Source organism: Enterobacter sp. CPE_E863, assembly GCF_046521465.1.
Taxonomy (GTDB): Bacteria; Pseudomonadota; Gammaproteobacteria; order Enterobacterales; family Enterobacteriaceae; genus Enterobacter; species Enterobacter adelaidei.
Genome location: NZ_JBKFZX010000004.1, coordinates 48,159 through 70,433 on the forward strand (window position 1 = coordinate 48,159; position 22,275 = coordinate 70,433).

General features: G+C 56.3%; 15 protein-coding genes and 5 pseudogenes. 8 read left to right on the top strand and 12 right to left on the bottom strand.

The annotated features are described in order from the left end of the window. The first annotated feature begins 7 nt into the window (after positions 1–7). Genes ACLHV8_RS25645 through mphR(A) form a run of 3 tightly spaced genes read left to right on the top strand, consistent with a single transcriptional unit; the run spans position 8 to position 2,732 of the window. Positions 8–913 (top strand): Mph(A) family macrolide 2'-phosphotransferase, encoded by a 906-nt coding sequence (locus ACLHV8_RS25645; RefSeq protein ID WP_000219391.1) that lies wholly within the window; start codon positions 8–10, stop codon positions 911–913. After that, the gene (gene mrx(A) / locus ACLHV8_RS25650) at positions 910–2,148 is read left to right on the top strand and encodes a macrolide resistance MFS transporter Mrx(A) (protein WP_000004159.1); all 1,239 of its coding nucleotides are present in this window, start codon (positions 910–912) and stop codon (positions 2,146–2,148) included. Before ACLHV8_RS25645 ends, mrx(A) begins: the two co-directional genes overlap by 4 nt. Then, complete coding sequence (gene mphR(A), locus ACLHV8_RS25655) at positions 2,148–2,732, top strand: macrolide-binding transcriptional repressor MphR(A) (protein WP_001137892.1); 585 nt, start codon at positions 2,148–2,150, stop codon at positions 2,730–2,732. Before mrx(A) ends, mphR(A) begins: the two co-directional genes overlap by 1 nt. Before the next feature lie 492 nt (positions 2,733–3,224). Here mphR(A) and ACLHV8_RS25660 read toward each other — a convergent pair whose 3' ends face one another. The 3 genes from ACLHV8_RS25660 to chrA form a co-directional block, all read right to left on the bottom strand. Next, a complete protein-coding gene (locus tag ACLHV8_RS25660) occupies positions 3,225–3,989 on the bottom strand; it encodes an IS6-like element IS6100 family transposase (RefSeq protein ID WP_001389365.1) in 765 nt (254 codons plus the stop codon). A gap of 226 nt (positions 3,990–4,215) precedes the next feature. Then, positions 4,216–4,521: a PadR family transcriptional regulator gene (locus tag ACLHV8_RS25665; RefSeq protein ID WP_000130000.1), complete on the bottom strand. Its 306-nt coding sequence runs from the start codon at positions 4,519–4,521 to the stop codon at positions 4,216–4,218. 10 nt (positions 4,522–4,531) lie between these two features. Beyond that, entirely contained in the window at positions 4,532–5,737 is a 1,206-nt protein-coding gene (gene chrA, locus ACLHV8_RS25670; RefSeq protein ID WP_000184001.1) for a chromate efflux transporter, read from the bottom strand. 227 nt (positions 5,738–5,964) lie between these two features. Here chrA and ACLHV8_RS25675 point away from each other — a divergent pair. Next, positions 5,965–6,968, top strand: a pseudogene (locus ACLHV8_RS25675) (IS110-like element IS5075 family transposase). A gap of 181 nt (positions 6,969–7,149) precedes the next feature. Here the strand turns inward: ACLHV8_RS25675 and ACLHV8_RS25680 are convergent. The 7 genes and pseudogenes from ACLHV8_RS25680 to ACLHV8_RS25710 form a co-directional block, all read right to left on the bottom strand. After that, complete coding sequence (locus tag ACLHV8_RS25680; protein ID WP_004883563.1) at positions 7,150–7,422, bottom strand: hypothetical protein; 273 nt, start codon at positions 7,420–7,422, stop codon at positions 7,150–7,152. Positions 7,423–7,549: 127 nt separating this feature from the next. Further along, a pseudogene (sul1, locus tag ACLHV8_RS25685) lies at positions 7,550–8,390 on the bottom strand (sulfonamide-resistant dihydropteroate synthase Sul1). Next, on the bottom strand, positions 8,384–8,731 hold the full coding sequence (locus tag ACLHV8_RS25690) for a quaternary ammonium compound efflux SMR transporter QacE delta 1 (protein ID WP_000679427.1): 348 nt from the start codon (positions 8,729–8,731) through the stop codon (positions 8,384–8,386). The pseudogene sul1 and the gene ACLHV8_RS25690 overlap by 7 nt, the downstream one beginning before the upstream one ends. Before the next feature lie 186 nt (positions 8,732–8,917). Further along, on the bottom strand, positions 8,918–9,415 hold the full coding sequence (gene dfrA33 / locus ACLHV8_RS25695; protein ID WP_071846242.1) for a trimethoprim-resistant dihydrofolate reductase DfrA33: 498 nt from the start codon (positions 9,413–9,415) through the stop codon (positions 8,918–8,920). A gap of 68 nt (positions 9,416–9,483) precedes the next feature. Next, positions 9,484–10,038, bottom strand: a complete 555-nt coding sequence (gene aac(6')-Ib, locus ACLHV8_RS25700) for an AAC(6')-Ib family aminoglycoside 6'-N-acetyltransferase (protein WP_022631510.1) — start codon at positions 10,036–10,038, stop codon at positions 9,484–9,486. An 84-nt stretch (positions 10,039–10,122) separates the two neighbouring features. Further along, positions 10,123–10,677, bottom strand: coding sequence for an AAC(6')-Ib family aminoglycoside 6'-N-acetyltransferase (gene aac(6')-Ib, locus ACLHV8_RS25705; protein WP_022631510.1), 555 nt, complete (start codon positions 10,675–10,677; stop codon positions 10,123–10,125). A gap of 147 nt (positions 10,678–10,824) precedes the next feature. Next, on the bottom strand, positions 10,825–11,565 hold the full coding sequence (locus ACLHV8_RS25710) for a subclass B1 metallo-beta-lactamase IMP-1 (protein ID WP_003159548.1): 741 nt from the start codon (positions 11,563–11,565) through the stop codon (positions 10,825–10,827). A 152-nt stretch (positions 11,566–11,717) separates the two neighbouring features. Between ACLHV8_RS25710 and intI1 the strand changes: the two are divergent. The 4 genes and pseudogenes from intI1 to ACLHV8_RS25730 all read left to right on the top strand — a co-directional run bounded on the left by intI1 (position 11,718) and on the right by ACLHV8_RS25730 (position 17,649). Beyond that, positions 11,718–12,730, top strand: a pseudogene (intI1, locus tag ACLHV8_RS25715) (class 1 integron integrase IntI1). 305 nt (positions 12,731–13,035) lie between these two features. Beyond that, positions 13,036–13,592: pseudogene (locus ACLHV8_RS25720) on the top strand (recombinase family protein). A 2-nt stretch (positions 13,593–13,594) separates the two neighbouring features. After that, the gene (locus ACLHV8_RS25725) at positions 13,595–16,567 is read left to right on the top strand and encodes a Tn3 family transposase (protein WP_099595303.1); all 2,973 of its coding nucleotides are present in this window, start codon (positions 13,595–13,597) and stop codon (positions 16,565–16,567) included. A 78-nt stretch (positions 16,568–16,645) separates the two neighbouring features. Beyond that, positions 16,646–17,649: pseudogene (locus ACLHV8_RS25730) on the top strand (IS110-like element IS4321 family transposase). A gap of 198 nt (positions 17,650–17,847) precedes the next feature. Here the strand turns inward: ACLHV8_RS25730 and ACLHV8_RS25735 are convergent. Together ACLHV8_RS25735 and ACLHV8_RS25740 are read right to left on the bottom strand one after the other, a co-directional pair. Then, positions 17,848–21,363, bottom strand: coding sequence for a DUF6531 domain-containing protein (locus ACLHV8_RS25735; protein WP_407197503.1), 3,516 nt, complete (start codon positions 21,361–21,363; stop codon positions 17,848–17,850). A gap of 132 nt (positions 21,364–21,495) precedes the next feature. Then, positions 21,496–22,221 (bottom strand): hypothetical protein, encoded by a 726-nt coding sequence (locus tag ACLHV8_RS25740; protein WP_000988732.1) that lies wholly within the window; start codon positions 22,219–22,221, stop codon positions 21,496–21,498. Positions 22,222–22,275 lie beyond the last annotated feature (54 nt).

A 22,275-nucleotide genomic window follows, 5' to 3' on the forward strand; every position in this document is an offset into this window, starting at 1 on the left:
GTGAATCATGACCGTAGTCACGACCGCCGATACCTCCCAACTGTACGCACTTGCAGCCCGACATGGGCTCAAGCTCCATGGCCCGCTGACTGTCAATGAGCTTGGGCTCGACTATAGGATCGTGATCGCCACCGTCGACGATGGACGTCGGTGGGTGCTGCGCATCCCGCGCCGAGCCGAGGTAAGCGCGAAGGTCGAACCAGAGGCGCGGGTGCTGGCAATGCTCAAGAATCGCCTGCCGTTCGCGGTGCCGGACTGGCGCGTGGCCAACGCCGAGCTCGTTGCCTATCCCATGCTCGAAGACTCGACAGCGATGGTCATCCAGCCTGGTTCGTCCACGCCCGACTGGGTCGTGCCGCAGGACTCGGAGGTCTTCGCGGAGAGCTTCGCGACCGCGCTCGCCGCCCTGCATGCCGTCCCCATTTCCGCCGCCGTGGATGCGGGGATGCTCATCCGTACACCGACGCAGGCCCGTCAGAAGGTGGCCGACGACGTTGACCGCGTCCGACGCGAGTTCGTGGTGAACGACAAGCGCCTCCACCGGTGGCAGCGCTGGCTCGACGACGATTCGTCGTGGCCAGATTTCTCCGTGGTGGTGCATGGCGATCTCTACGTGGGCCATGTGCTCATCGACAACACGGAGCGCGTCAGCGGGATGATCGACTGGAGCGAGGCCCGCGTTGATGACCCTGCCATCGACATGGCCGCGCACCTTATGGTCTTTGGTGAAGAGGGGCTCGCGAAGCTCCTCCTCACGTATGAAGCGGCCGGTGGCCGGGTGTGGCCGCGGCTCGCCCACCACATCGCGGAGCGCCTTGCGTTCGGGGCGGTCACCTACGCACTCTTCGCCCTCGACTCGGGTAACGAAGAGTACCTCGCTGCGGCGAAGGCGCAGCTCGCCGCAGCGGAATGAGCGAACGTCGATATAGCCCGCTCGCGACGCTGTTCGCGGCGACCTTTCTCTTCCGGATCGGCAACGCGGTGGCGGCCCTCGCGCTTCCATGGTTCGTCCTGTCTCATACAAAGAGCGCGGCCTGGGCGGGCGCCACGGCCGCTAGCAGCGTCATCGCGACCATCATCGGCGCGTGGGTTGGTGGTGGCCTCGTCGATCGGTTCGGGCGCGCGCCCGTCGCATTGATCTCGGGTGTGGTGGGCGGCGTGGCCATGGCGAGCATCCCACTGCTCGATGCCGTTGGCGCCCTCTCGAACACTGGGCTGATCGCTTGCGTGGTGCTCGGTGCCGCGTTCGACGCACCCGGTATGGCCGCGCAGGACAGTGAGCTGCCCAAACTCGGCCACGTCGCCGGGCTCTCCGTTGAGCGCGTCTCGTCACTGAAAGCGGTGATCGGGAACGTCGCGATTCTAGGTGGCCCGGCCCTTGGGGGGGCCGCAATCGGCCTGCTTGGCGCTGCGCCAACGCTCGGGCTGACGGCGTTCTGCTCCGTCCTTGCAGGTCTGCTCGGCGCGTGGGTGCTTCCCGCGCGTGCCGCTCGGACGATGACCACGACGGCGACTCTCTCCATGCGCGCCGGCGTCGCTTTTCTCTGGAGCGAACCCCTGCTGCGCCCTCTCTTTGGTATAGTGATGATCTTCGTGGGCATCGTTGGCGCCAACGGCAGCGTCATCATGCCTGCGCTGTTTGTAGATGCAGGACGCCAAGTAGCAGAGCTCGGGCTGTTCTCCTCAATGATGGGGGCTGGTGGTCTCCTTGGCATTGCCATTCATGCGTCGGTCGGCGCCCGGATATCAGCGCAGAACTGGCTGGCGGTGGCATTTTGTGGCTCTGCGGTGGGCTCGCTTCTGCTTTCACAGTTGCCAGGCGTGCCGGTGCTGATGTTGTTGGGCGCGCTCGTGGGACTGCTGACCGGCTCAGTCTCTCCCATTCTCAACGCTGCCATCTACAACCGCACGCCGCCAGAACTTCTCGGCCGGGTACTCGGCACGGTCTCGGCGGTGATGCTGTCAGCCTCGCCCATGGTTATGCTTGCGGCCGGCGCGTTTGTCGACCTTGCTGGTCCGCTCCCTGGCCTCGTTGTATCGGCCGTGTTTGCGGGGCTCGTGGCTCTACTCTCGCTCCGTCTTCAATTTGCTACAATGGCGGCGGCAGCCACAGCCTCCGCCCCAACCCATACAGAAGGTGAACACTGATGCCCCGCCCCAAGCTCAAGTCCGATGACGAGGTACTCGAGGCCGCCACCGTAGTGCTGAAGCGTTGCGGTCCCATAGAGTTCACGCTCAGCGGAGTAGCAAAGGAGGTGGGGCTCTCCCGCGCAGCGTTAATCCAGCGCTTCACCAACCGCGATACGCTGCTGGTGAGGATGATGGAGCGCGGCGTCGAGCAGGTGCGGCATTACCTGAATGCGATACCGATAGGCGCAGGGCCGCAAGGGCTCTGGGAATTTTTGCAGGTGCTCGTTCGGAGCATGAACACTCGCAACGACTTCTCGGTGAACTATCTCATCTCCTGGTACGAGCTCCAGGTGCCGGAGCTACGCACGCTTGCGATCCAGCGGAACCGCGCGGTGGTGGAGGGGATCCGCAAGCGACTGCCCCCAGGTGCTCCTGCGGCAGCTGAGTTGCTCCTGCACTCGGTCATCGCTGGCGCGACGATGCAGTGGGCCGTCGATCCGGATGGTGAGCTAGCTGATCATGTGCTGGCTCAGATCGCTGCCATCCTGTGTTTAATGTTTCCCGAACACGACGATTTCCAACTCCTCCAGGCACATGCGTAAACGGAGGTGTGCAGAGTCCCTGCGGCAGGCGACGAACACGACCGTCGTCGATTAGTACCGGTACGGTCGGTGGTATCGAAGTCTTGATCACCACTCAGGTCTACGGCTTACAAATGGTGACCATCCCGATACTTGCGTCAGAGCACCGGGCCGATTCTTTGACAGTGAATCACTCCCGTAAGGTTGTGCCGGTGTGGGTGTCCCGGGTCGAGACGATACTCCGCCAATGCGCCCAGCAAACAACCTGGCCATCGCAGGTGGTGGGGAGCGGTGTGGCGGATGAGTTGGACAAGTTGGTGTAGCAGCACGAGCACGGCGAGATAACATCGCAGGAGTTCGACATGCTCAAGAGACAGCTGATTGCGAATCGCGATGCAGATTCATAACCCGATTGCGGGTTGGCTTCACTCCACCATCACCGAGCAGACTAGCACGGCGGGCTCTGTTGCAAAGATTGGCGGCAGTCAGAGGTAGGCTGTCGCTCTGCGCCGATCAGGCGGCTGCTGCGAAATGGTGGTTGAGCATGCCCATGGCCTCCGTCAGCGCCGAGGGCCCAATGCCAAAAGCTCTCTCCACAAGGCGCACCTCGCCCCTGATGCCGGGCTGCAGGCACCAGGGGCGAGCCTGTCCTTTGCGCAGGGCTCGCATGACTTCGAATCCCTTGATCGTGGCATAGGCCGTGGGGATCGATTTGAAACCGCGCACCGGCTTGATCAGTATCTTGAGCTTTCCGTGATCGGCCTCGATCACGTTATTGAGATACTTCACCTGCCGGTGGGCCGTCTCCCGGTCCAGCTTTCCTTCGCGCTTCAATTCGGTGATCGCTGCACCATAGCTCGGCGCTTTGTCGGTATTGAGCGTGGCAGGCTTTTCCCAGTGCTTCAGGCCTCGCAGGGCCTTGCCCAGGAACCGCTTCGCTGCCTTGGCGCTGCGGGTCGGCGACAGGTAGAAATCGATCGTGTCGCCCCGCTTGTCGACTGCCCGGTACAGGTAGGTCCACTTGCCCCGCACCTTGACGTAGGTTTCATCCAGGCGCCAGCTCGGATCAAAGCCACGCCGCCAGAACCAGCGCAGCCGCTTCTCCATCTCCGGGGCGTAGCACTGGACCCAGCGATAGATCGTCGTATGGTCGACCGAAATGCCGCGTTCCGCCAGCATTTCCTCAAGGTCGCGATAGCTGATCGGATAGCGACAATACCAGCGCACCGCCCACAGGATCACATCACCCTGGAAATGGCGCCACTTGAAATCCGTCATCGTTCCGTCCGTCCAATCTCCGCCAAGCATGCTCAAGCTTCACGATTTTTGCAACAGAGCCCACACGAGTATTGAGCATAGTCGAGATTGGTGCAGATCACTTCTGATATTGAACTGTCAGGAGCTGGCTGCACAACAGCCATTACGCCCAATCAACTGGTGCAGTCGTCTTCTGAAAATGACAATCCAGTTAGGGTATAGCTCAACCTGACATAGAAGCAAAAACTCAACCACCTTCTACCAACTCTCCGAACAGCTCCTTGACCTTTGTTTTCGCATCAGCAAGTGCAGTTCTGCCTTGTTCAGTGATGTCATAAACACGCCGTTCACGTCGCCCGGTGCGTTCGTGGCGTGAGGTCAGATAGCCTTTTTTTTCCAGGCCGTGCAGCATCGGGTACACGGTGCCAGCGCTCATCTCGTAGCCGTGTCGGCGTAGCTCTTCGATGATCCCCAGCCCAAAGACAGGTTCCTCGGCTGCATGGTGAAGGATGTGCAGGCGGATCAAACCGCCGTAGAGGTCTTTGTCAGTCATTTTTTGTGCCTCACAGAGCGACGCTCAACAGCCACCCAGCTGCACCGCTACCGAGGACAACCAGCCACGGCGGGAGCTTCCAGAACATAAGTGCGACAAGGGCAACTAATGCCAAGCCGAAGTCTTGCGGCTGAAAGATGGCGCTAGTCCATACAGGCTGATACAGCGCGGCCAGCAGCAAGCCGACTACAGCGGCATTGATCCCGGCCAGCGCAGCTTGGATGCCTGTATTGCGGCGCAAACGCTCCCAAAATGGCATTGATCCGACGACCAGCAAGAACGAGGGCGCGAAGATAGCCAGCAGACACACAATGCCGCCGATCCAGCCCGACGGGGCGGTGTTCATCGAGGCACCAAGAAACGCGGCGAACGTGAACAAAGGGCCGGGCACCGCTTGAGCTGCCCCGTACCCCGCGAGAAAGGATTCATTGTTGACCCAGCCGGAGGGCACCACTTCGGCTTGCAGTAATGGCAGCACAACGTGACCACCGCCGAACACCAGTGATCCGACACGATAGAAGGAATCCACCATTGCCATGGTTTGACTTGGCATCAGTTCGGCCAACACCGGCAGGCCAATCAGCAAGACAAAGAACAGCGAGAGCCAAAGCACGCCGGCCCGGTGACTGACCGTGATAGGTAGGGGGTCATGCTCAACAACTTTCGCTGGCTTGAACAATAACCGGCCTGCGATGCCTGCGATAGCAATCACGCCAACCTGTCCCCACGCGGACGGCACAAGTAAAACGACGCAGGTAGCAATTGCCATGATGGTGACTCGCAGCCCATCCGTGCATAGGTTACGCGCCATGCCCCATACTGCTTGAGCGACCACGGCCACAGCCACCACTTTTAAGCCATGCAACGCGCCCTGCGAGACGTAATCGCCATAGCTGGAGATGCCGAGCGCAAAAAGGATCAAGGCTATGGCAGACGGCAGCGTGAAGCCAGCCCAAGCAGCCAGCGCCCCGCTGTATCCAGCCCGAGACAGTCCTACCGCTATGCCGACCTGGCTGCTTGCAGGCCCTGGCAAGAACTGACAAAGCGCGACCAAGTCAGCATAGCTCCGTTCGGAGAGCCAGCGCCGCCGTGTGACAAATTCGGCGCGGAAGTAGCCCAAGTGCGCAATGGGGCCGCCAAAAGATGTCAATCCAAGCCGCAGAAAAATAAGAAAGACCGACCATGGTCTGCTGTCATCGGTAGGGTTATTCGTCATACTTTCGCCTTCATGATCTGCAACGAGTTGATCAATAATAAGCGAAATTCGATAACGAAATTCGATATAAATCTAGAAAAAAATACCTCTATGTGTACTACGCAGTTTTAGCTGTGGCTTTCACAGGAGCACGCTTACTTACGGCTTAGCGTGCTTTATTTAATGAGATGGTCACTCCCTCCTTCCCAGTACTATGCTGAGGACAGGCTTTCATTCGGAGAACCATCATGGAAAACATTGCGCTTATTGGTATCGATCTGGGTAAGAACTCTTTCCATATTCATTGTCAGGATCATCGTGGGAAGGCCGTTTACCGTAAAAAATTCACCCGACCAAAGCTAATCGAATTTCTGGCGACATGCCCGGCAACAACCATCGCGATGGAAGCCTGTGGCGGTTCTCACTTTATGGCACGCAAGCTGGAAGAGTTAGGGCATTTTCCAAAGCTGATATCACCGCAATTTGTCCGCCCATTCGTTAAAAGCAACAAAAATGACTTCGTTGATGCTGAAGCTATCTGTGAAGCAGCATCACGTCCATCTATGCGTTTCGTGCAGCCCAGAACCGAATCTCAGCAGGCAATGCGAGCTCTGCATCGTGTCCGTGAATCCCTGGTTCAGGATAAGGTGAAAACAACTAATCAGATGCATGCTTTTCTGCTGGAATTTGGTATCAGCGTTCCGCGAGGTGCTGCCGTTATTAGTCGACTGAGTACCCTTCTTGAGGACAGTAGTTTGCCTCTTTATCTCAGCCAGTTACTGCTGAAATTACAACAGCATTATCACTATCTTGTTGAGCAGATTAAAGATCTGGAATCTCAGTTGAAACGAAAGTTGGACGAAGATGAGGTTGGACAGCGCTTGCTGAGTATTCCCTGCGTTGGAACGCTGACTGCCAGTACTATTTCAACTGAGATTGGCGACGGGAAGCAGTACGCCAGCAGCCGTGACTTTGCGGCGGCAACAGGGCTGGTACCCCGACAGTACAGCACGGGAGGTCGGACGACATTGTTAGGGATTAGCAAGCGGGGCAACAAAAGATCCGAACTTTGTTGGTTCAGTGTGCCAGGGTATTCATACAAAAACTGGAACACCAGTCTGGCAAGTTGGCCGACTGGGTCAGGGAGTTGTTGTGTCGGAAAAGCAACTTTGTCGTCACCTGTGCTCTGGCAAACAAGCTGGCCAGAATAGCCTGGGCACTGACGGCGCGACAGCAAACTTACGAAGCATAAAGGCAGAAATACACCAGTTTAAACAATCATTCATCTGGTTTTGCGAATACTGATATTGATGATACTAACGGCCCACCGGCCTGTTGAGGAACCTGTAAAACGGAAAGGCTCATTGAAGCCGTATATTTTCTGGAGGTTCATCAGGCGCGGAACTCATCGAGGCGCGGGAATAAAATCCCATTCAGACGCCGGATAGATTCAAGCAAGCCAACTTGTCGTCAAAATCGGTGTTGCAAAAACGGGAGTGACCATAGATTCCGTTTTCTGAGGCGATCCCTAGGAGCTCGGATCTCAGGACGAAGGTCTCCGCGAATGTCCGGTCGATCCGCGCGACGTCCCAGGCGGGCGTTCCCTTGGCGGACATCCACGCCGCAGCGTCGTGCATCAGCCGCACAACCTCGTCGATATCACCCGAGCAGGCGACCCGAACGTTCGGAGGCTCCTCGCTGTCCATTCGCTCCCCTGGCGCGGTATGAACCGCCGCCTCATAGTGCAGTTTGATCCTGACGAGCCCAGCATGTCTGCGCCCACCTTCGCGGAACCTGACCAGGGTCCGCTAGCGGGCGGCCGGAAGGTGAATGCTAGGCATGATCTAACCCTCGGTCTCTGGCGTCGCGACTGCGAAATTTCGCGAGGGTTTCCGAGAAGGTGATTGCGCTTCGCAGATCTCCAGGCGCGTGGGTGCGGACGTAGTCAGCGCCATTGCCGATCGCGTGAAGTTCCGCCGCAAGGCTCGCTGGACCCAGATCCTTTACAGGAAGGCCAACGGTGGCGCCCAAGAAGGATTTCCGCGACACCGAGACCAATAGCGGAAGCCCCAACGCCGACTTCAGCTTTTGAAGGTTCGACAGCACGTGCAGCGATGTTTCCGGTGCGGGGCTCAAGAAAAATCCCATCCCCGGATCGAGGATGAGCCGGTCGGCAGCGACCCCGCTCCGTCGCAAGGCGGAAACCCGCGCCTCGAAGAACCGCACAATCTCGTCGAGCGCGTCTTCGGGTCGAAGGTGACCGGTGCGGGTGGCGATGCCATCCCGCTGCGCTGAGTGCATAACCACCAGCCTGCAGTCCGCCTCAGCAATATCGGGATAGAGCGCAGGGTCAGGAAATCCTTGGATATCGTTCAGGTAGCCCACGCCGCGCTTGAGCGCATAGCGCTGGGTTTCCGGTTGGAAGCTGTCGATTGAAACACGGTGCATCTGATCGGACAGGGCGTCTAAGAGCGGCGCAATACGTCTGATCTCATCGGCCGGCGATACAGGCCTCGCGTCCGGATGGCTGGCGGCCGGTCCGACATCCACGACGTCTGATCCGACTCGCAGCATTTCGATCGCCGCGGTGACAGCGCCGGCGGGGTCTCAGCCGCCGGCTCTCATCGAAGAAGGAGTCCTCGGTGAGATTCAGAATGCCGAACACCGTCACCATGGCGTCGGCCTCCGCAGCGACTTCCACGATGGGGATCGGGCGAGCAAAAAGGCAGCAATTATGAGCCCCATACCTACAAAGCCCCACGCATCAAGCTTTTGCCCATGAAGCAACCAGGCAATGGCTGTAATTATGACGACGCCGAGTCCCGACCAGACTGCATAAGCAACACCGACAGGGATGGATTTCAGAACCAGAGAAAGAAAATAAAATGCGATGCCATAACCGATTATGACAACGGCGGAAGGGGCAAGCTTAGTAAAGCCCTCGCTAGATTTTAATGCGGATGTTGCGATTACTTCGCCAACTATTGCGATAACAAGAAAAAGCCAGCCTTTCATGATATATCTCCCATTTTGTGTAGGGCTTATTATGCACGCTTAAAAAAATAAAAAGCAGACTTGACCTGATAGTTTGGCTGTGAGCAATTATGTGCTTAGTGCATCTAACGTTGGACGTAACGGGCGCCGAGGCGCAGCCGAGGGAACCCAAATGCGCAGCATTTGGGTGTCCCGTTGACGGACTTGTTAGCCGTTACGACGTGCATAGACGGAGTGCGTGTACGTAATTGTGGCTTGAACGGTTTCGGCTGAGACAACGTCGAATTCTGCTGCGTCGAGCACTGGGAAGAAGGCGTCACCCTCGAAGGTTTGATGTACCTCAGATAGAAAGACGCCATCGGCACGAGGTAGTGCCAGTGCATATACCTCGGCTCCGCCGGCCACGTAGAGTTCCTTGCCGTGTTCGGCTGCGATGGCAATAGCCTGCGACAGCGTTGAAACAACTGCACAACCAGCAGCGCTATAACTAGCTTGGCGCGAGAGCACCACTGTGCGACGGTTTGGTAAGGGCTTGCCTATGGACTCAAACGTCTTGCGGCCCATAACGACCACTTTGCCCTCGGTGAGCCTGCGAAAAATCTTTTGCTCACCAGGGATATTCCAAGGGATATCAGGGCCATTGCCAATAACCCGATTGGCACCCATGGCAGCGACCAGATAAATGCGGACCGATTCCGGGTTCATACGGCTAACGTTTGACATGAGGGGCGGCCAAGGGCGCCAGCCCTTGGACGTCCCCCTCGATGGAAGGGTTAGGCATCACTGCGTGTTCGCTCGAATGCCTGGCGTGTTTGAACCATGTACACGGCTGGACCATCTGGGGTGGTTACGGTACCTTGCTTCTCAAACCCCGCTTTCTCGTAGCATCGGATCGCTCGCAAGTTGCTCGGCGACGGGTCCGTTTGGATCTTGGTGACCTCGGGATCATTGAACAGCAACTCAACCAGAGCTCGAACCAGCTTGGTTCCCAAGCCTTTGCCCAGTTGTGATGCATTCGCCAGTGACTGGTCTATTCCGCGTACTCCTGGATCGGTTTCTTCTTCCCACCATCCGTCCCCGCTTCCAAGAGCAACGTACGACTGGGCATACCCAATCGGCTCTCCATTCAGCATTGCAATGTATGGAGTGACGGACTCTTGCGCTAAAACGCTTGGCAAGTACTGTTCCTGTACGTCAGCAAGTGTCGGGCGTGCTTCTTCTCCGCCCCACCACTCGACGATATGAGATCGATTTAGCCACTCATAGAGCATCGCAAGGTCATGCTCAGTCATGAGGCGCAGTGTGACGGAATCGTTGCTGTTGGTCACGATGCTGTACTTTGTGATGCCTAACGTTTGACATGAGGGGCGGCCAAGGGCGCCAGCCCTTGGACGTCCCCCTCGATGGAAGGGTTAGGCATCACTGCGTGTTCGCTCGAATGCCTGGCGTGTTTGAACCATGTACACGGCTGGACCATCTGGGGTGGTTACGGTACCTTGCTTCTCAAACCCCGCTTTCTCGTAGCATCGGATCGCTCGCAAGTTGCTCGGCGACGGGTCCGTTTGGATCTTGGTGACCTCGGGATCATTGAACAGCAACTCAACCAGAGCTCGAACCAGCTTGGTTCCCAAGCCTTTGCCCAGTTGTGATGCATTCGCCAGTGACTGGTCTATTCCGCGTACTCCTGGATCGGTTTCTTCTTCCCACCATCCGTCCCCGCTTCCAAGAGCAACGTACGACTGGGCATACCCAATCGGCTCTCCATTCAGCATTGCAATGTATGGAGTGACGGACTCTTGCGCTAAAACGCTTGGCAAGTACTGTTCCTGTACGTCAGCAAGTGTCGGGCGTGCTTCTTCTCCGCCCCACCACTCGACGATATGAGATCGATTTAGCCACTCATAGAGCATCGCAAGGTCATGCTCAGTCATGAGGCGCAGTGTGACGGAATCGTTGCTGTTGGTCACGATGCTGTACTTTGTGATGCCTAACGCTAAGTTCAGCGGCAGTTTGTAAGTTGCGCGTTGTGGAATACTTTGCGAAGCAAACCACAAAAGCGCAACTTACAAACTGTCCAGCCACGTCGTGGCGTGCTGCAACGACTTGTTAGAAATTTAGTTGCTTGGTTTTGATGGTTTTTTACTTTCGTTTAACCCTTTAACCGCCTGCTCTAATGTAAGTTTCAAGAGTGATGCGTCTCCAACTTCACTGTGACTTGGAACAACCAGTTTTGCCTTACCATATTTGGACTTTAATAATTTGGCGGACTTTGGCCAAGCTTCTATATTTGCGTCACCCAAATTGCCTAAACCGTACGGTTTAATAAAACAACCACCGAATAATATTTTCCTTTCAGGCAACCAAACCACTACGTTATCTGGAGTGTGTCCCGGGCCTGGATAAAAAACTTCAATTTTATTTTTAACTAGCCAATAGTTAACTCCGCTAAATGAATTTGTGGCTTGAACCTTACCGTCTTTTTTAAGCAGTTCATTTGTTAATTCAGATGCATACGTGGGGATAGATCGAGAATTAAGCCACTCTATTCCGCCCGTGCTGTCGCTATGAAAATGAGAGGAAATGCTGCCTTTTATTTTATAGCCACGCTCCACAAACCAAGTGACTAACTTTTCAGTATCTTTAGCCGTAAATGGAGTGTCAATTAGGTAAGCCTCAGCATTTACAAGAACCACCAAACCATGTTTAGGAACAACGCCCCACCCGTTAACTTCTTCAAACGAAGTATGAACATAAACGCCTTCATCAAGCTTTTCAATTTTTAAATCTGGCAAAGACTCTGCTGCGGTAGCAATGCTGCAAAACAAAAATATAAAGAATACAGATAACTTGCTCATACTTTTCCTTTTCTAACTTTGTTTTAGGGCGACTGCCCTGCTGCGTAACATCGTTGCTGCTCCATAACATCAAACATCGACCCACGGCGTAACGCGCTTGCTGCTTGGATGCCCGAGGCATAGACTGTACAAAAAAACAGTCATAACAAGCCATGAAAACCGCCACTGCGCCGTTACCACCGCTGCGTTCGGTCAAGGTTCTGGACCAGTTGCGTGAGCGCATACGCTACTTGCATTACAGTTTACGAACCGAACAGGCTTATGTCAACTGGGTTCGTGCCTTCATCCGTTTCCACGGTGTGCGTCACCCGGCAACCTTGGGCAGCAGCGAAGTCGAGGCATTTCTGTCCTGGCTGGCGAACGAGCGCAAGGTTTCGGTCTCCACGCATCGTCAGGCATTGGCGGCCTTGCTGTTCTTCTACGGCAAGGTGCTGTGCACGGATCTGCCCTGGCTTCAGGAGATCGGAAGACCTCGGCCGTCGCGGCGCTTGCCGGTGGTGCTGACCCCGGATGAAGTGGTTCGCATCCTCGGTTTTCTGGAAGGCGAGCATCGTTTGTTCGCCCAGCTTCTGTATGGAACGGGCATGCGGATCAGTGAGGGTTTGCAACTGCGGGTCAAGGATCTGGATTTCGATCACGGCACGATCATCGTGCGGGAGGGCAAGGGCTCCAAGGATCGGGCCTTGATGTTACCCGGAGCTTGGCACCCAGCCTGCGCGAGCAGCTGTCGCGTGCACGGGCATGGTGGCTGAAGGACCAGGCCGAGGGCCGCAGCGGCGTTGCGCTTCCCGACGCCCTTGAGCGGAAGTATCCGCGCGCCGGGCATTCCTGGCCGTGGTTCTGGGTTTTTGCGCAGCACACGCATTCGACCGATCCACGGAGCGGTGTCGTGCGTCGCCATCACATGTATGACCAGACCTTTCAGCGCGCCTTCAAACGTGCCGTAGAACAAGCAGGCATCACGAAGCCCGCCACACCGCACACCCTCCGCCACTCGTTCGCGACGGCCTTGCTCCGCAGCGGTTACGACATTCGAACCGTGCAGGATCTGCTCGGCCATTCCGACGTCTCTACGACGATGATTTACACGCATGTGCTGAAAGTTGGCGGTGCCGGAGTGCGCTCACCGCTTGATGCGCTGCCGCCCCTCACTAGTGAGAGGTAGGGCAGCGCAAGTCAATCCTGGCGGATTCACTACCCCTGCGCGAAGGCCATCGGTGCCGCATCGAACGGCCGGTTGCGGAAAGTCCTCCCTGCGTCCGCTGATGGCCGGCAGCAGCCCGTCGTTGCCTGATGGATCCAACCCCTCCGCTGCTATAGTGCAGTCGGCTTCTGACGTTCAGTGCAGCCGTCTTCTGAAAACGACACCATGTGCAAACGATGTCAGAATAGAGTTAAATTTCCTATTGATTGACATATTCCGTCAAAGGTAATAGATTTCATCCTGACACTTTTGCCTTTGGAGGCATCTTGCAAGGTCAACGCATCGGCTATGTCCGCGTCAGCAGCTTCGACCAGAACCCGGAACGGCAATTGAGGGTGTTCAGGTGGCGCGGGTGTTCACCGACAAGGCTTCTGGCAAGGACACCCAGCGTCCCGAGCTGGAAAGGCTGCTGGCCTTCGTCCGCGAGGGCGACACCGTGGTGGTGCATAGCATGGACAGGCTGGCACGCAACCTTGATGACCTGCGCCGCATCGTCCAAGGGCTGACACAACGGGGCGTGCGCATGGAGTTCGTCAAAGAAGGGCTGAAGTTCACCGGCGAGGACTCACCGATGGCCAATCTGATGCTGTCGGTCATGGGAGCCTTCGCTGAGTTCGAGCGCGCCCTGATCCGCGAACGTCAGCGCGAGGGAATCGTGCTGGCCAAGCAGCGCGGTGCCTACCGGGGACGAAAGAAATCGCTGAACAGCGAACAAATTGCCGAGTTGAAACGGCGAGTTGCGGCAGGCGACCAAAAAACCTTGGTGGCCCGTGACTTCGGCATCAGCCGCGAAACCTTGTACCAGTACCTGCGGGAAGACTGACCATGCCACGCCGCTCAATCCTGTCCGCCACCGAGCGCGAAAGCCTGCTGGCACTGCCAGATGCCAAAGACGAACTGATACGGCACTACACGTTCAACGAAACCGACCTGTCGGTGATCCGTCAGCGTCGCGGCGCCGCGAATCGATTGGGCTTCGCTGTGCAGCTTTGCTACTTGCGATTCCCTGGCACCTTTTTGGGCGTCGATGAGCCTCCGTTTCCGCCCCTGTTGCGCATGGTGGCCGCGCAACTCAAGATGCCAGTGGAAAGTTGGAGCGAGTACGGCCAGCGCGAACAGACACGGCGGGAGCACTTGGTCGAGCTGCAAACGGTTTTTGGGTTCAAGCCCTTCACCATGAGCCACTATCGGCAAGCCGTGCATACATTGACCGAGCTGGCCTTGCAGACCGACAAAGGCATCGTGCTGGCGAGCGCACTTGTCGAGAATCTGCGGCGGCAGAGCATTATCCTGCCCGCCATGAATGCCATCGAGCGCGCAAGCGCCGAGGCCATCACCCGTGCCAACCGACGCATTTACGCGGCGCTGACCGATTCTTTGTTATCACCCCACCGTCAGCGCCTGGACGAACTTCTCAAGCGCAAGGACGGCAGTAAAGTGACGTGGCTGGCATGGCTGCGCCAGTCGCCTGCCAAACCGAACTCTCGCCACATGCTCGAACATATTGAGCGCCTGAAATCCTGGCAAGCACTTGATCTGCCCGCAGGCATCGAGCGGCAGGTTCACCAGAACCGCCTGCTCAAAATCGCTCGTGAAGGTGGCCAGATGACGCCTGCTGATCTGGCAAAGTTCGAGGTGCAACGACGCTATGCCACGCTGGTAGCGCTGGCCATCGAAGGCATGGCCACCGTCACCGATGAAATCATCGACCTTCACGATCGCATCATCGGCAAGCTGTTCAACGCGGCCAAGAACAAGCATCAGCAGCAGTTCCAGGCTTCCGGCAAGGCGATCAACGACAAGGTGCGGATGTATGGGCGCATCGGTCAAGCGTTGATTGAGGCCAAGCAAAGCGGCAGCGATCCGTTCGCCGCCATCGAGGCCGTTATGCCCTGGGACACCTTCGCCGCCAGCGTCACCGAAGCGCAAACATTGGCGCGGCCTGCCGACTTTGATTTCCTGCACCACATCGGTGAAAGCTATGCCACGCAACGCCGCTACGCGCCGCAGTTCCTGGGCGTGCTCAAATTGCGGGCTGCGCCCGCCGCCAAGGGTGTGCTCGATGCCATCGACATGCTGCGCGGCATGAACAGCGACAGCGCGCGCAAGGTGCCCGCCGATGCGCCAACCGCATTCATCAAGCCGCGCTGGGCAAAGCTGGTTCTGACCGACGACGGCATCGACCGGCGTTACTACGAGTTATGCGCCCTGTCGGAGCTGAAGAACGCGCTGCGCTCCGGTGATGTCTGGGTGCAGGGTTCTCGCCAGTTCAAGGACTTCGACGAATACCTGGTGCCGGTCGAGAAGTTCGCCACTTTGAAGCTGGCCAGCGAATTGCCGCTGGCAGTGGCCACCGACTGCGACCAATACCTGCATGACCGGTTGGAATTGTTGGAGGCGCAACTCGCCACAGTCAACCGCATGGCTGCGGCCAACGACTTACCGGATGCCATCATCACCACCGCGTCAGGCCTGAAGATCACGCCGCTGGACGCGGCAGTACCAGACGCCGCGCAAGCCATGATCGACCAGACAGCTATGCTGCTGCCGCACCTCAAAATCACCGAGTTGCTGATGGAGGTCGATGAATGGACGGGCTTCACCCGCCACTTCACACACCTGAAGACCAGCGACACGGCCAAGGACAAAACCTTGCTGTTGACGACGATCCTGGCCGACGCGATCAACCTGGGTCTGACCAAAATGGCCGAGTCCTGCCCTGGCACCACCTACGCCAAGCTGTCTTGGCTGCAAGCCTGGCACATCCGCGATGAAACCTATTCGACGGCGCTGGCCGAGCTGGTGAATGCGCAGTTTCGGCAACCCTTCGCCGGCAACTGGGGTGACGGCACCACGTCATCGTCGGACGGCCAGAACTTCAGAACCGGCAGCAAAGCAGAAAGCACTGGTCATATCAACCCGAAGTATGGAAGCAGTCCAGGACGGACTTTCTACACCCATATCTCCGACCAGTACGCGCCCTTCAGTGCCAAGGTGGTCAACGTGGGCATTCGTGATTCAACTTACGTGCTTGATGGCCTGCTGTACCACGAGTCGGACTTGCGCATCGAGGAACACTACACCGACACGGCAGGCTTCACCGATCACGTGTTTGGCTTGATGCATTTGCTGGGATTTCGCTTCGCGCCGCGTATCCGTGACTTGGGCGAAACCAAGCTATTCATCCCCAAGGGCGATGCCGCCTATGACGCGCTCAAGCCGATGATTAGCAGCGACAGGCTGAACATCAAGCAAATACGCGCCCATTGGGATGAAATTCTGCGGCTGGCCACCTCCATCAAGCAAGGCACGGTAACGGCTTCGCTGATGCTGCGCAAACTCGGCAGCTACCCGCGCCAGAACGGCTTGGCCGTGGCGTTGCGCGAGCTGGGGCGCATCGAGCGCACGCTGTTCATTTTGGATTGGCTGCAAAGCGTGGAGCTGCGCCGCCGCGTCCATGCGGGGCTGAATAAGGGCGAGGCGCGCAACGCGCTGGCCAGGGCGGTCTTCTTCTACCGATTGGGTGAAATCCGCGACCGCAGTTTTGAGCAGCAGCGCTACCGGGCCAGCGGCCTCAATCTGGTGACGGCGGCCATCGTGTTGTGGAACACGGTATATCTGGAGCGTGCCACCAGTGCTTTGCGTGGCAACGGCACGGCGCTGGACGACACATTGTTGCAATATCTGTCGCCGCTGGGGTGGGAGCACATCAACCTGACCGGCGATTACCTATGGCGCAGCAGCGCCAAGGTCGGTGCGGGGAAGTTTAGGCCATTGCGACCGCTGCCACCGGCTTAGCGTGCTTTATTTAATGAGATGGTCACTCCCTCCTTCCCGGTACTATGCTGAGGATAGGCTTTCATTCGGAGAACTATCATGGAAAACATTGCGCTCATTGGTATCGATCTGGGTAAAAACTCTTTCCATATTCATTGCCAAGATCGTCGCGGCAAGGCTGTTTACCGTAAAAAATTTACACGGCCAAAGTTAATCGAATTTTTGGCGACATGCCCCGCTACAACCATCGCAATGGAAGCCTGTGGTGGCTCTCACTTTATGGCACGCAAGTTGGAAGAGTTGGGGCATTTTCCTAAGCTGATATCACCACAATTTGTCCGTCCATTCGTTAAAAGTAACAAAAACGACTTTGTCGACGCCGAAGCTATTTGTGAAGCTGCATCGCGTCCGTCTATGCGTTTTGTACAGCCCAGAACTGAATCTCAGCAGGCAATGCGTGCGCTGCATCGTGTCCGTGAATCCCTGGTTCAGGATAAGGTAAAAACAACCAATCAGATGCATGCTTTTCTGCTGGAATTTGGCATCAGCGTTCCACGAGGAGCTGCCGTTATTAGCCGACTGAGTACCCTTCTTGAGGACAATAGTTTGCCTCTATACCTCAGCCAGTTATTGCTGAAATTACAACAGCATTATCACTATCTTGTTGAGCAGATTAAAGATTTGGAATCCCAGTTGAAACGAAAGTTGGACGAAGATGAGATTGGACAGCGCTTGCTGAGCATTCCCTGCGTCGGAACACTGACAGCGAGTACTATTTCAACTGAGATTGGCGACGGGAAGCAGTACGCCAGCAGTCGTGACTTTGCGGCGGCAACAGGGCTAGTGCCTCGACAGTACAGCACGGGAGGTCGGACGACATTGCTGGGAATTAGTAAGCGAGGTAACAAAAGATCCGAACTTTGTTGGTTCAATGTGCCAGGGTATTCATACAAAAACTGGAACACCAGTCTGGCAAATTGGCCGATTGGGTCAGGGATCTACTGTGTAGGAAAAGCAACTTTGTCGTCACTTGTGCTCTGGCAAACAAGCTGGCCAGAATAGCCTGGGCCCTAACGGCACGACAGCAAACTTATGTAGCATAACGGCAGAAATACACCGGTTTAAAGAATCACTGATCTGGTTTTGCGAATACTGATATTGATGATACTAACGGCCCACCGGCCTGTTGAGGAACCTGTAAAACGGAAAGGCTCATTGAAGCCGTATATTTTCTGGAGGTTCATCAGGCGCGGAACTCATCGAGGCGCGGGAATAAAATCCCATTCAGACGCCGGATAGATTCAAGCAAGCCAATTTATCGTCAAAATCGGTGTTGCAAAAACGGGAGTGACCATAGATTCCGTTTTCTGAGACGACCCCTGATAGGTCTGTCCTGACTGAGCAAAGCTCAAGGGGGTGCCATCGAGCCAGATATACTCCGCCAGCACGTCTCCAGTGGCTGCGTCCAGCTCCTCGATGAGGTTTCCTGCCAAGCCGTAAATCAGTAGGCGGGTCTGGCCGTTTAGGGTCTTAGTTACACGCTGATCCAGATGGTTGTAGGTGTAAGCTGCTGTCACTCCAGCGACCGTTGCGGCCACCAGCCGGTTCTGGCTGTCATAGGTGAAGGTATCCGCCCCCTGCTTCGTCAGGTTGCCATTGGCGTCATAGCTTCTGGAGGTTTGCCCAGTCTTCACCAGCCAGTTGTTCATGTAGTTGATGGTGTAGCTTTGGCTCAGGCCATCGGTCGTGATCGAGGTCCTGTTGCCGGTGGCGTCATAGCCATAGCCCAAAACGCCATAGAGCCCCTCAGCAGAGGTGATGCGGCCAACCGCGTCATAACCGAGTGACTGATTGACTGATGAGCTGAGATTGTCGTCTATGGCTGAAATCAACGAGTCTGGCGTGTACCGATAGACCAGCGAATGCACTCTAGTAGCGTCGATGCCGGTGACTCGGTAATTGAGATCCAAAGAGCGACTTTCTGAAATGCCGTTCCATCTGACCATACTGGTGACGGGGCCAAAGGGCGCTCGCTCGATCTGGCTTGCCAGGCTTGTTGTGGTGCCTGCTTGTGTCGTTGCCACCTCGATGACGTCACCGGCTAAATCACGGGTGTAGGAAACCTCACGACCACTGGGATACGTGATCTTCGTGATGAGGCCTGCACCATCGTATTGGTACTGGGTAGTAAGGCTCTGCCCGTGGGTTTCCCAGGTCTCGTAAGCCAACCATCCTTCGGGTGTATAGCCATATCTCCGGACACCGTTGCCATCATCGACTGAGGTCAAGCGGCCCATGCCGTATGGTGAGGTTGCTTCGTCGTACCCGTACAGAATTGGCGATTCGCCAGCGACACCGCTGGATGCCTCGATGATCCGGTTCAGCGCGTCGTAGCTGTAGCTTGTGGTTTGTCCCTTGGCCGTCTTGCGCGTTGCCACGTTACCGGCTTCGTCATAGGTAATGTCGGTGGTGCCGGTGTCCGGGCTCCGGACCTGAGTCACTTCGCCAAAGCCGTTGTAGCTGTAGTAGGTCAGGCGCGAACGAGGGTCGGAGACACGGTAAACATCGCCGGTATCCTTGTAGAGCACCTGCGTGACCTTCCCGAGTGGATCGGTCGTTTGTGTCCGGTGATGGAAGCCGTCGTACTTGTAGGAGTGTGTGTTACCAGAGGGACTGGTCTCCTGTATCAGGTTTGCCACCACATCGTAGGAAAACGATGACTGATTGCTATAGGCGTCGGAGACACTGGAGAGCCAGCCGATTTCGTTGAAGATCCGGCGCTCTATCCAACGGGTCTGGCCCAGCGCATCGAGCAGTCGCTCTTCTACTGGGTTCCCGAGGTCATTGAGCTCAAGCTCGCGCCGGTTGCCCTGTGCATCTGTTTCCGCCACCAGCCGATGTGCAGCGTCGTACTCATAGCTGACGGTTGCACCATTTGGCTTAGTCAGCGAGCTCAGGAGGCCCACAGCATCATAGTTGTAGGCCGTGGTTCCTTCTGGTCCAGTGGAGCTGACAAGTCTTCCTCTGGCGTCATAGGTGAGGGTTTGGGTTACACCGTTGACGCCCTGAATGGTCCCGGCGCGACCGTTCGCGTCGTAGTCACCAAACTGCATCACCTGCCCCAGCGCGTTTGTTGTCCGGATCAGGTTGCCCTGGTCATCGTAGTCAAATGTCGTAACATCGCTGACGTCGGTGCGCGGACCATCAACCGAGGCCAACAGGCTCGGCTTTCCTGTACCAACAGGGGCATAGGTGTAGGTCCATGTCCGGGAAGCGCCCGAGCTGCGATCTGTGACCTTGCGGCTTATCACCCGGAGATGAGTGTCGTAGGTAAGCTCAGTGATCCTGGTTGGTTCCGTGATTTTTGCAGGGAGCGACTTGGAAGGAAGCCAGTCGGTCGTAACCTTGCCCCCATCCTGGTCTATCTGGGTGGTTTCCAATCCCCGGTCGTTATGGGTGAACGTGCGCTTCTGTCCAGCACGATCTGTAATGCTGGAGACGAGGCCTTTGCTGTCGTAGACGTAGGTTTCCTTGCCTCCCACAAAGCCGGTACACGGCGCACCCTCAACAACATCAGGCTTGAGCATCCCGTTGTGACGGCTGTAGGTATATCGCTGAACGTGGCCGAGGGCGTTGGTGACAGAGACGCTTCCGTCAGCGTTGTAGCTTACCTGAGTCTTCTCTGCGCCCCCGGCGTGTTCACTTAGAACTGCCATCCCCTGAGCATCATATCCCCATGTGGCGAAACGGTTGCCGTTCTCGTCCACCAGCCCAGAGAGCAAACCCGGTGCATTCGGGTCATCGTAGAGATAGCTGCGGCTCGTATTGTCCTGGTAGATCACTTCCGCCAGCTTGCCAGCGCTGTTGTACTGGTACTGAATACTGCCACCAGCAGGATCGGTGACACTGACCATGCGGCCATCTTGATGCTGGAACTGGATGTTGCGGCCAAAGCCGTCAGTGATCGAGGATAGCTCTCCGTTCAGATAGCTCAGGGTGATGTGATTGCCGTTGGGCTTCTCGATGCCGGTCAGTCGTCCGGTTTCATCATAGGCCTCGACTACCCCGTCAGATTGAGTGTAACGCCAGCCGGTAGCATCCTTCGTCAAGGTATCATCGGTTTTCCATGTTGGCACCCAGACAGAGGACGAGTTGTAGAACGCGAGTTGTTGCCCTTCTGGCCGGTGCAGGACAACCATGTTCTCACCGTACTTCGAGGCGTTGACCTCGACGCTCCGCGAGTAGGTATGCCGCCAGCCGCCGAGCTCTTCATCAGGAAGGTGGCTATTGTAGTATCTGGTGAATGTGAAAGGGTCGGAGCCTCCGCTTTGATAATCCAGTTCAGCCTGGAACTTGTTGCCGGTGCCAAGATGGATAGGGTTCCCTACACACATGGTCGTTGTTGGTAAGCCGAGATCCCTGTCCAGGAACGGTGTTTTATCCATCTCACCCGGCAGAACATAGGTTGAGCGCCAGTAGACCGTAGCTGGGTCGCCAGTGCAGGTAGTGGGGTCATAATCGCCAGTAGCACCTAGATACTTAAAACAGATCCTGGAGACATAACGGCCATCACCATAACTGGCAACCGGATAAAGCGCATCCCCAACTGGCGTTCCCTTCCCTTGCTCCTCACCAGAGCGATAATTCTTCATGAAGGAATGCGCGTCTATGATGGTGTTGAAGCGCATTTTGTCTACTTCGGTGCTCACGGCTACAACCCGCCATTGTGCAAAAGCAACGCATGGCAAAGTTGCGAGCACCACAACGGCCAATGACCGCAGGTTTCGCATCAGTAAAAGGGAAGGTCTCGATCTCATTTACAGCTCCAGTTTTTATGCTGGAGCTATTTTCAGGTGGGAGAGTCGTTATCAACGACTGCGTTTTTGCCCTTTTAGGGTATGAATACGTGATTTGGAGAGGTTGTGTATTCAGAACAAATGAGAAGCAGGTTACTCATTTCGCTCAAACACTGTGACAAGAACACGTTTTTGGTTGTCGTCGTTGATCACCATCAGGTACTTGAACTTGGAATCTCTATGGCCCCAGACTTCCACGTTATCTACGCGGCCATACTTTCTGGCTTTATGGCGAGCCACTTTCTCGTCAAAGGGTTGAACCTGTAACTCTGGATGCTGGAGGCGACCAACGAGTGAGGCCCACGGTTTTTTAGGGTCTCCAGAGGTTATCCGGGCCTGATACTGATCGATGGCATGTTGAGTAACAAGGACGGGACCAATGGCCGGTGTAGAGATTTCGTCATGGGTTTGAGTATAGGCTTGCTTGTCCACATCGAGGAGCTCAACGTTGCCCTCACCCGGCTCATCCATAAACTCCATGCTCTGCGAAACTTCAATAGTAGCGCCCTTTAAACGTCCAGTGAGGCAAGCCGCAAACTTGAATGCAAACTCCTTGGTGGATTTGCCCAGCGCCAGCTTTTTAATCGCACCTTTGGATACCACCAGCTTGTAACCAGCACCAGCACCTGGCTCTCTGCAAAAAACCTGTTTGTCCAGCGCCAGATAGCGAATGGCTACGAGCTCAGCCAAAAGATCTGCCTCCTCGTTGTCAAAATCAATACGAACATCAAGGATGCCTTTCCGTTTTGTACCAACGCGCCAGAATACAAGGGCTGAATTATTAGAAGTTTTCTTCGAGACAGTAGTCAGTGTCATCATGGTCTATTTCTCCATTATCGGGATAATGGTCGGCATCGCCGCCAGCACCCCTAT

Bases quoted from the DNA above. Each gene is read 5' to 3' on its own strand.
- ACLHV8_RS25725 (WP_099595303.1), top strand. From the start codon at position 13,595: ATGCCACGCCGCTCAATCCTGTCCGCCACCGAGCGCGAAAGCCTGCTG.
- ACLHV8_RS25665 (WP_000130000.1), bottom strand. From the start codon at position 4,521: ATGACTGACAAAGACCTCTACGGCGGTTTGATCCGCCTGCACATCCTT.
- ACLHV8_RS25660 (WP_001389365.1), bottom strand. From the start codon at position 3,989: ATGACGGATTTCAAGTGGCGCCATTTCCAGGGTGATGTGATCCTGTGG.
- chrA (WP_000184001.1), bottom strand. From the start codon at position 5,737: ATGACGAATAACCCTACCGATGACAGCAGACCATGGTCGGTCTTTCTT.
- ACLHV8_RS25710 (WP_003159548.1), bottom strand. From the start codon at position 11,565: ATGAGCAAGTTATCTGTATTCTTTATATTTTTGTTTTGCAGCATTGCT.
- ACLHV8_RS25690 (WP_000679427.1), bottom strand. From the start codon at position 8,731: ATGAAAGGCTGGCTTTTTCTTGTTATCGCAATAGTTGGCGAAGTAATC.
- ACLHV8_RS25740 (WP_000988732.1), bottom strand. From the start codon at position 22,221: ATGATGACACTGACTACTGTCTCGAAGAAAACTTCTAATAATTCAGCC.
- ACLHV8_RS25735 (WP_407197503.1), bottom strand. From the start codon at position 21,363: ATGAGATCGAGACCTTCCCTTTTACTGATGCGAAACCTGCGGTCATTG.
- dfrA33 (WP_071846242.1), bottom strand. From the start codon at position 9,415: ATGAACCCGGAATCGGTCCGCATTTATCTGGTCGCTGCCATGGGTGCC.
- ACLHV8_RS25645 (WP_000219391.1), top strand. From the start codon at position 8: ATGACCGTAGTCACGACCGCCGATACCTCCCAACTGTACGCACTTGCA.
- ACLHV8_RS25680 (WP_004883563.1), bottom strand. From the start codon at position 7,422: ATGGACAGCGAGGAGCCTCCGAACGTTCGGGTCGCCTGCTCGGGTGAT.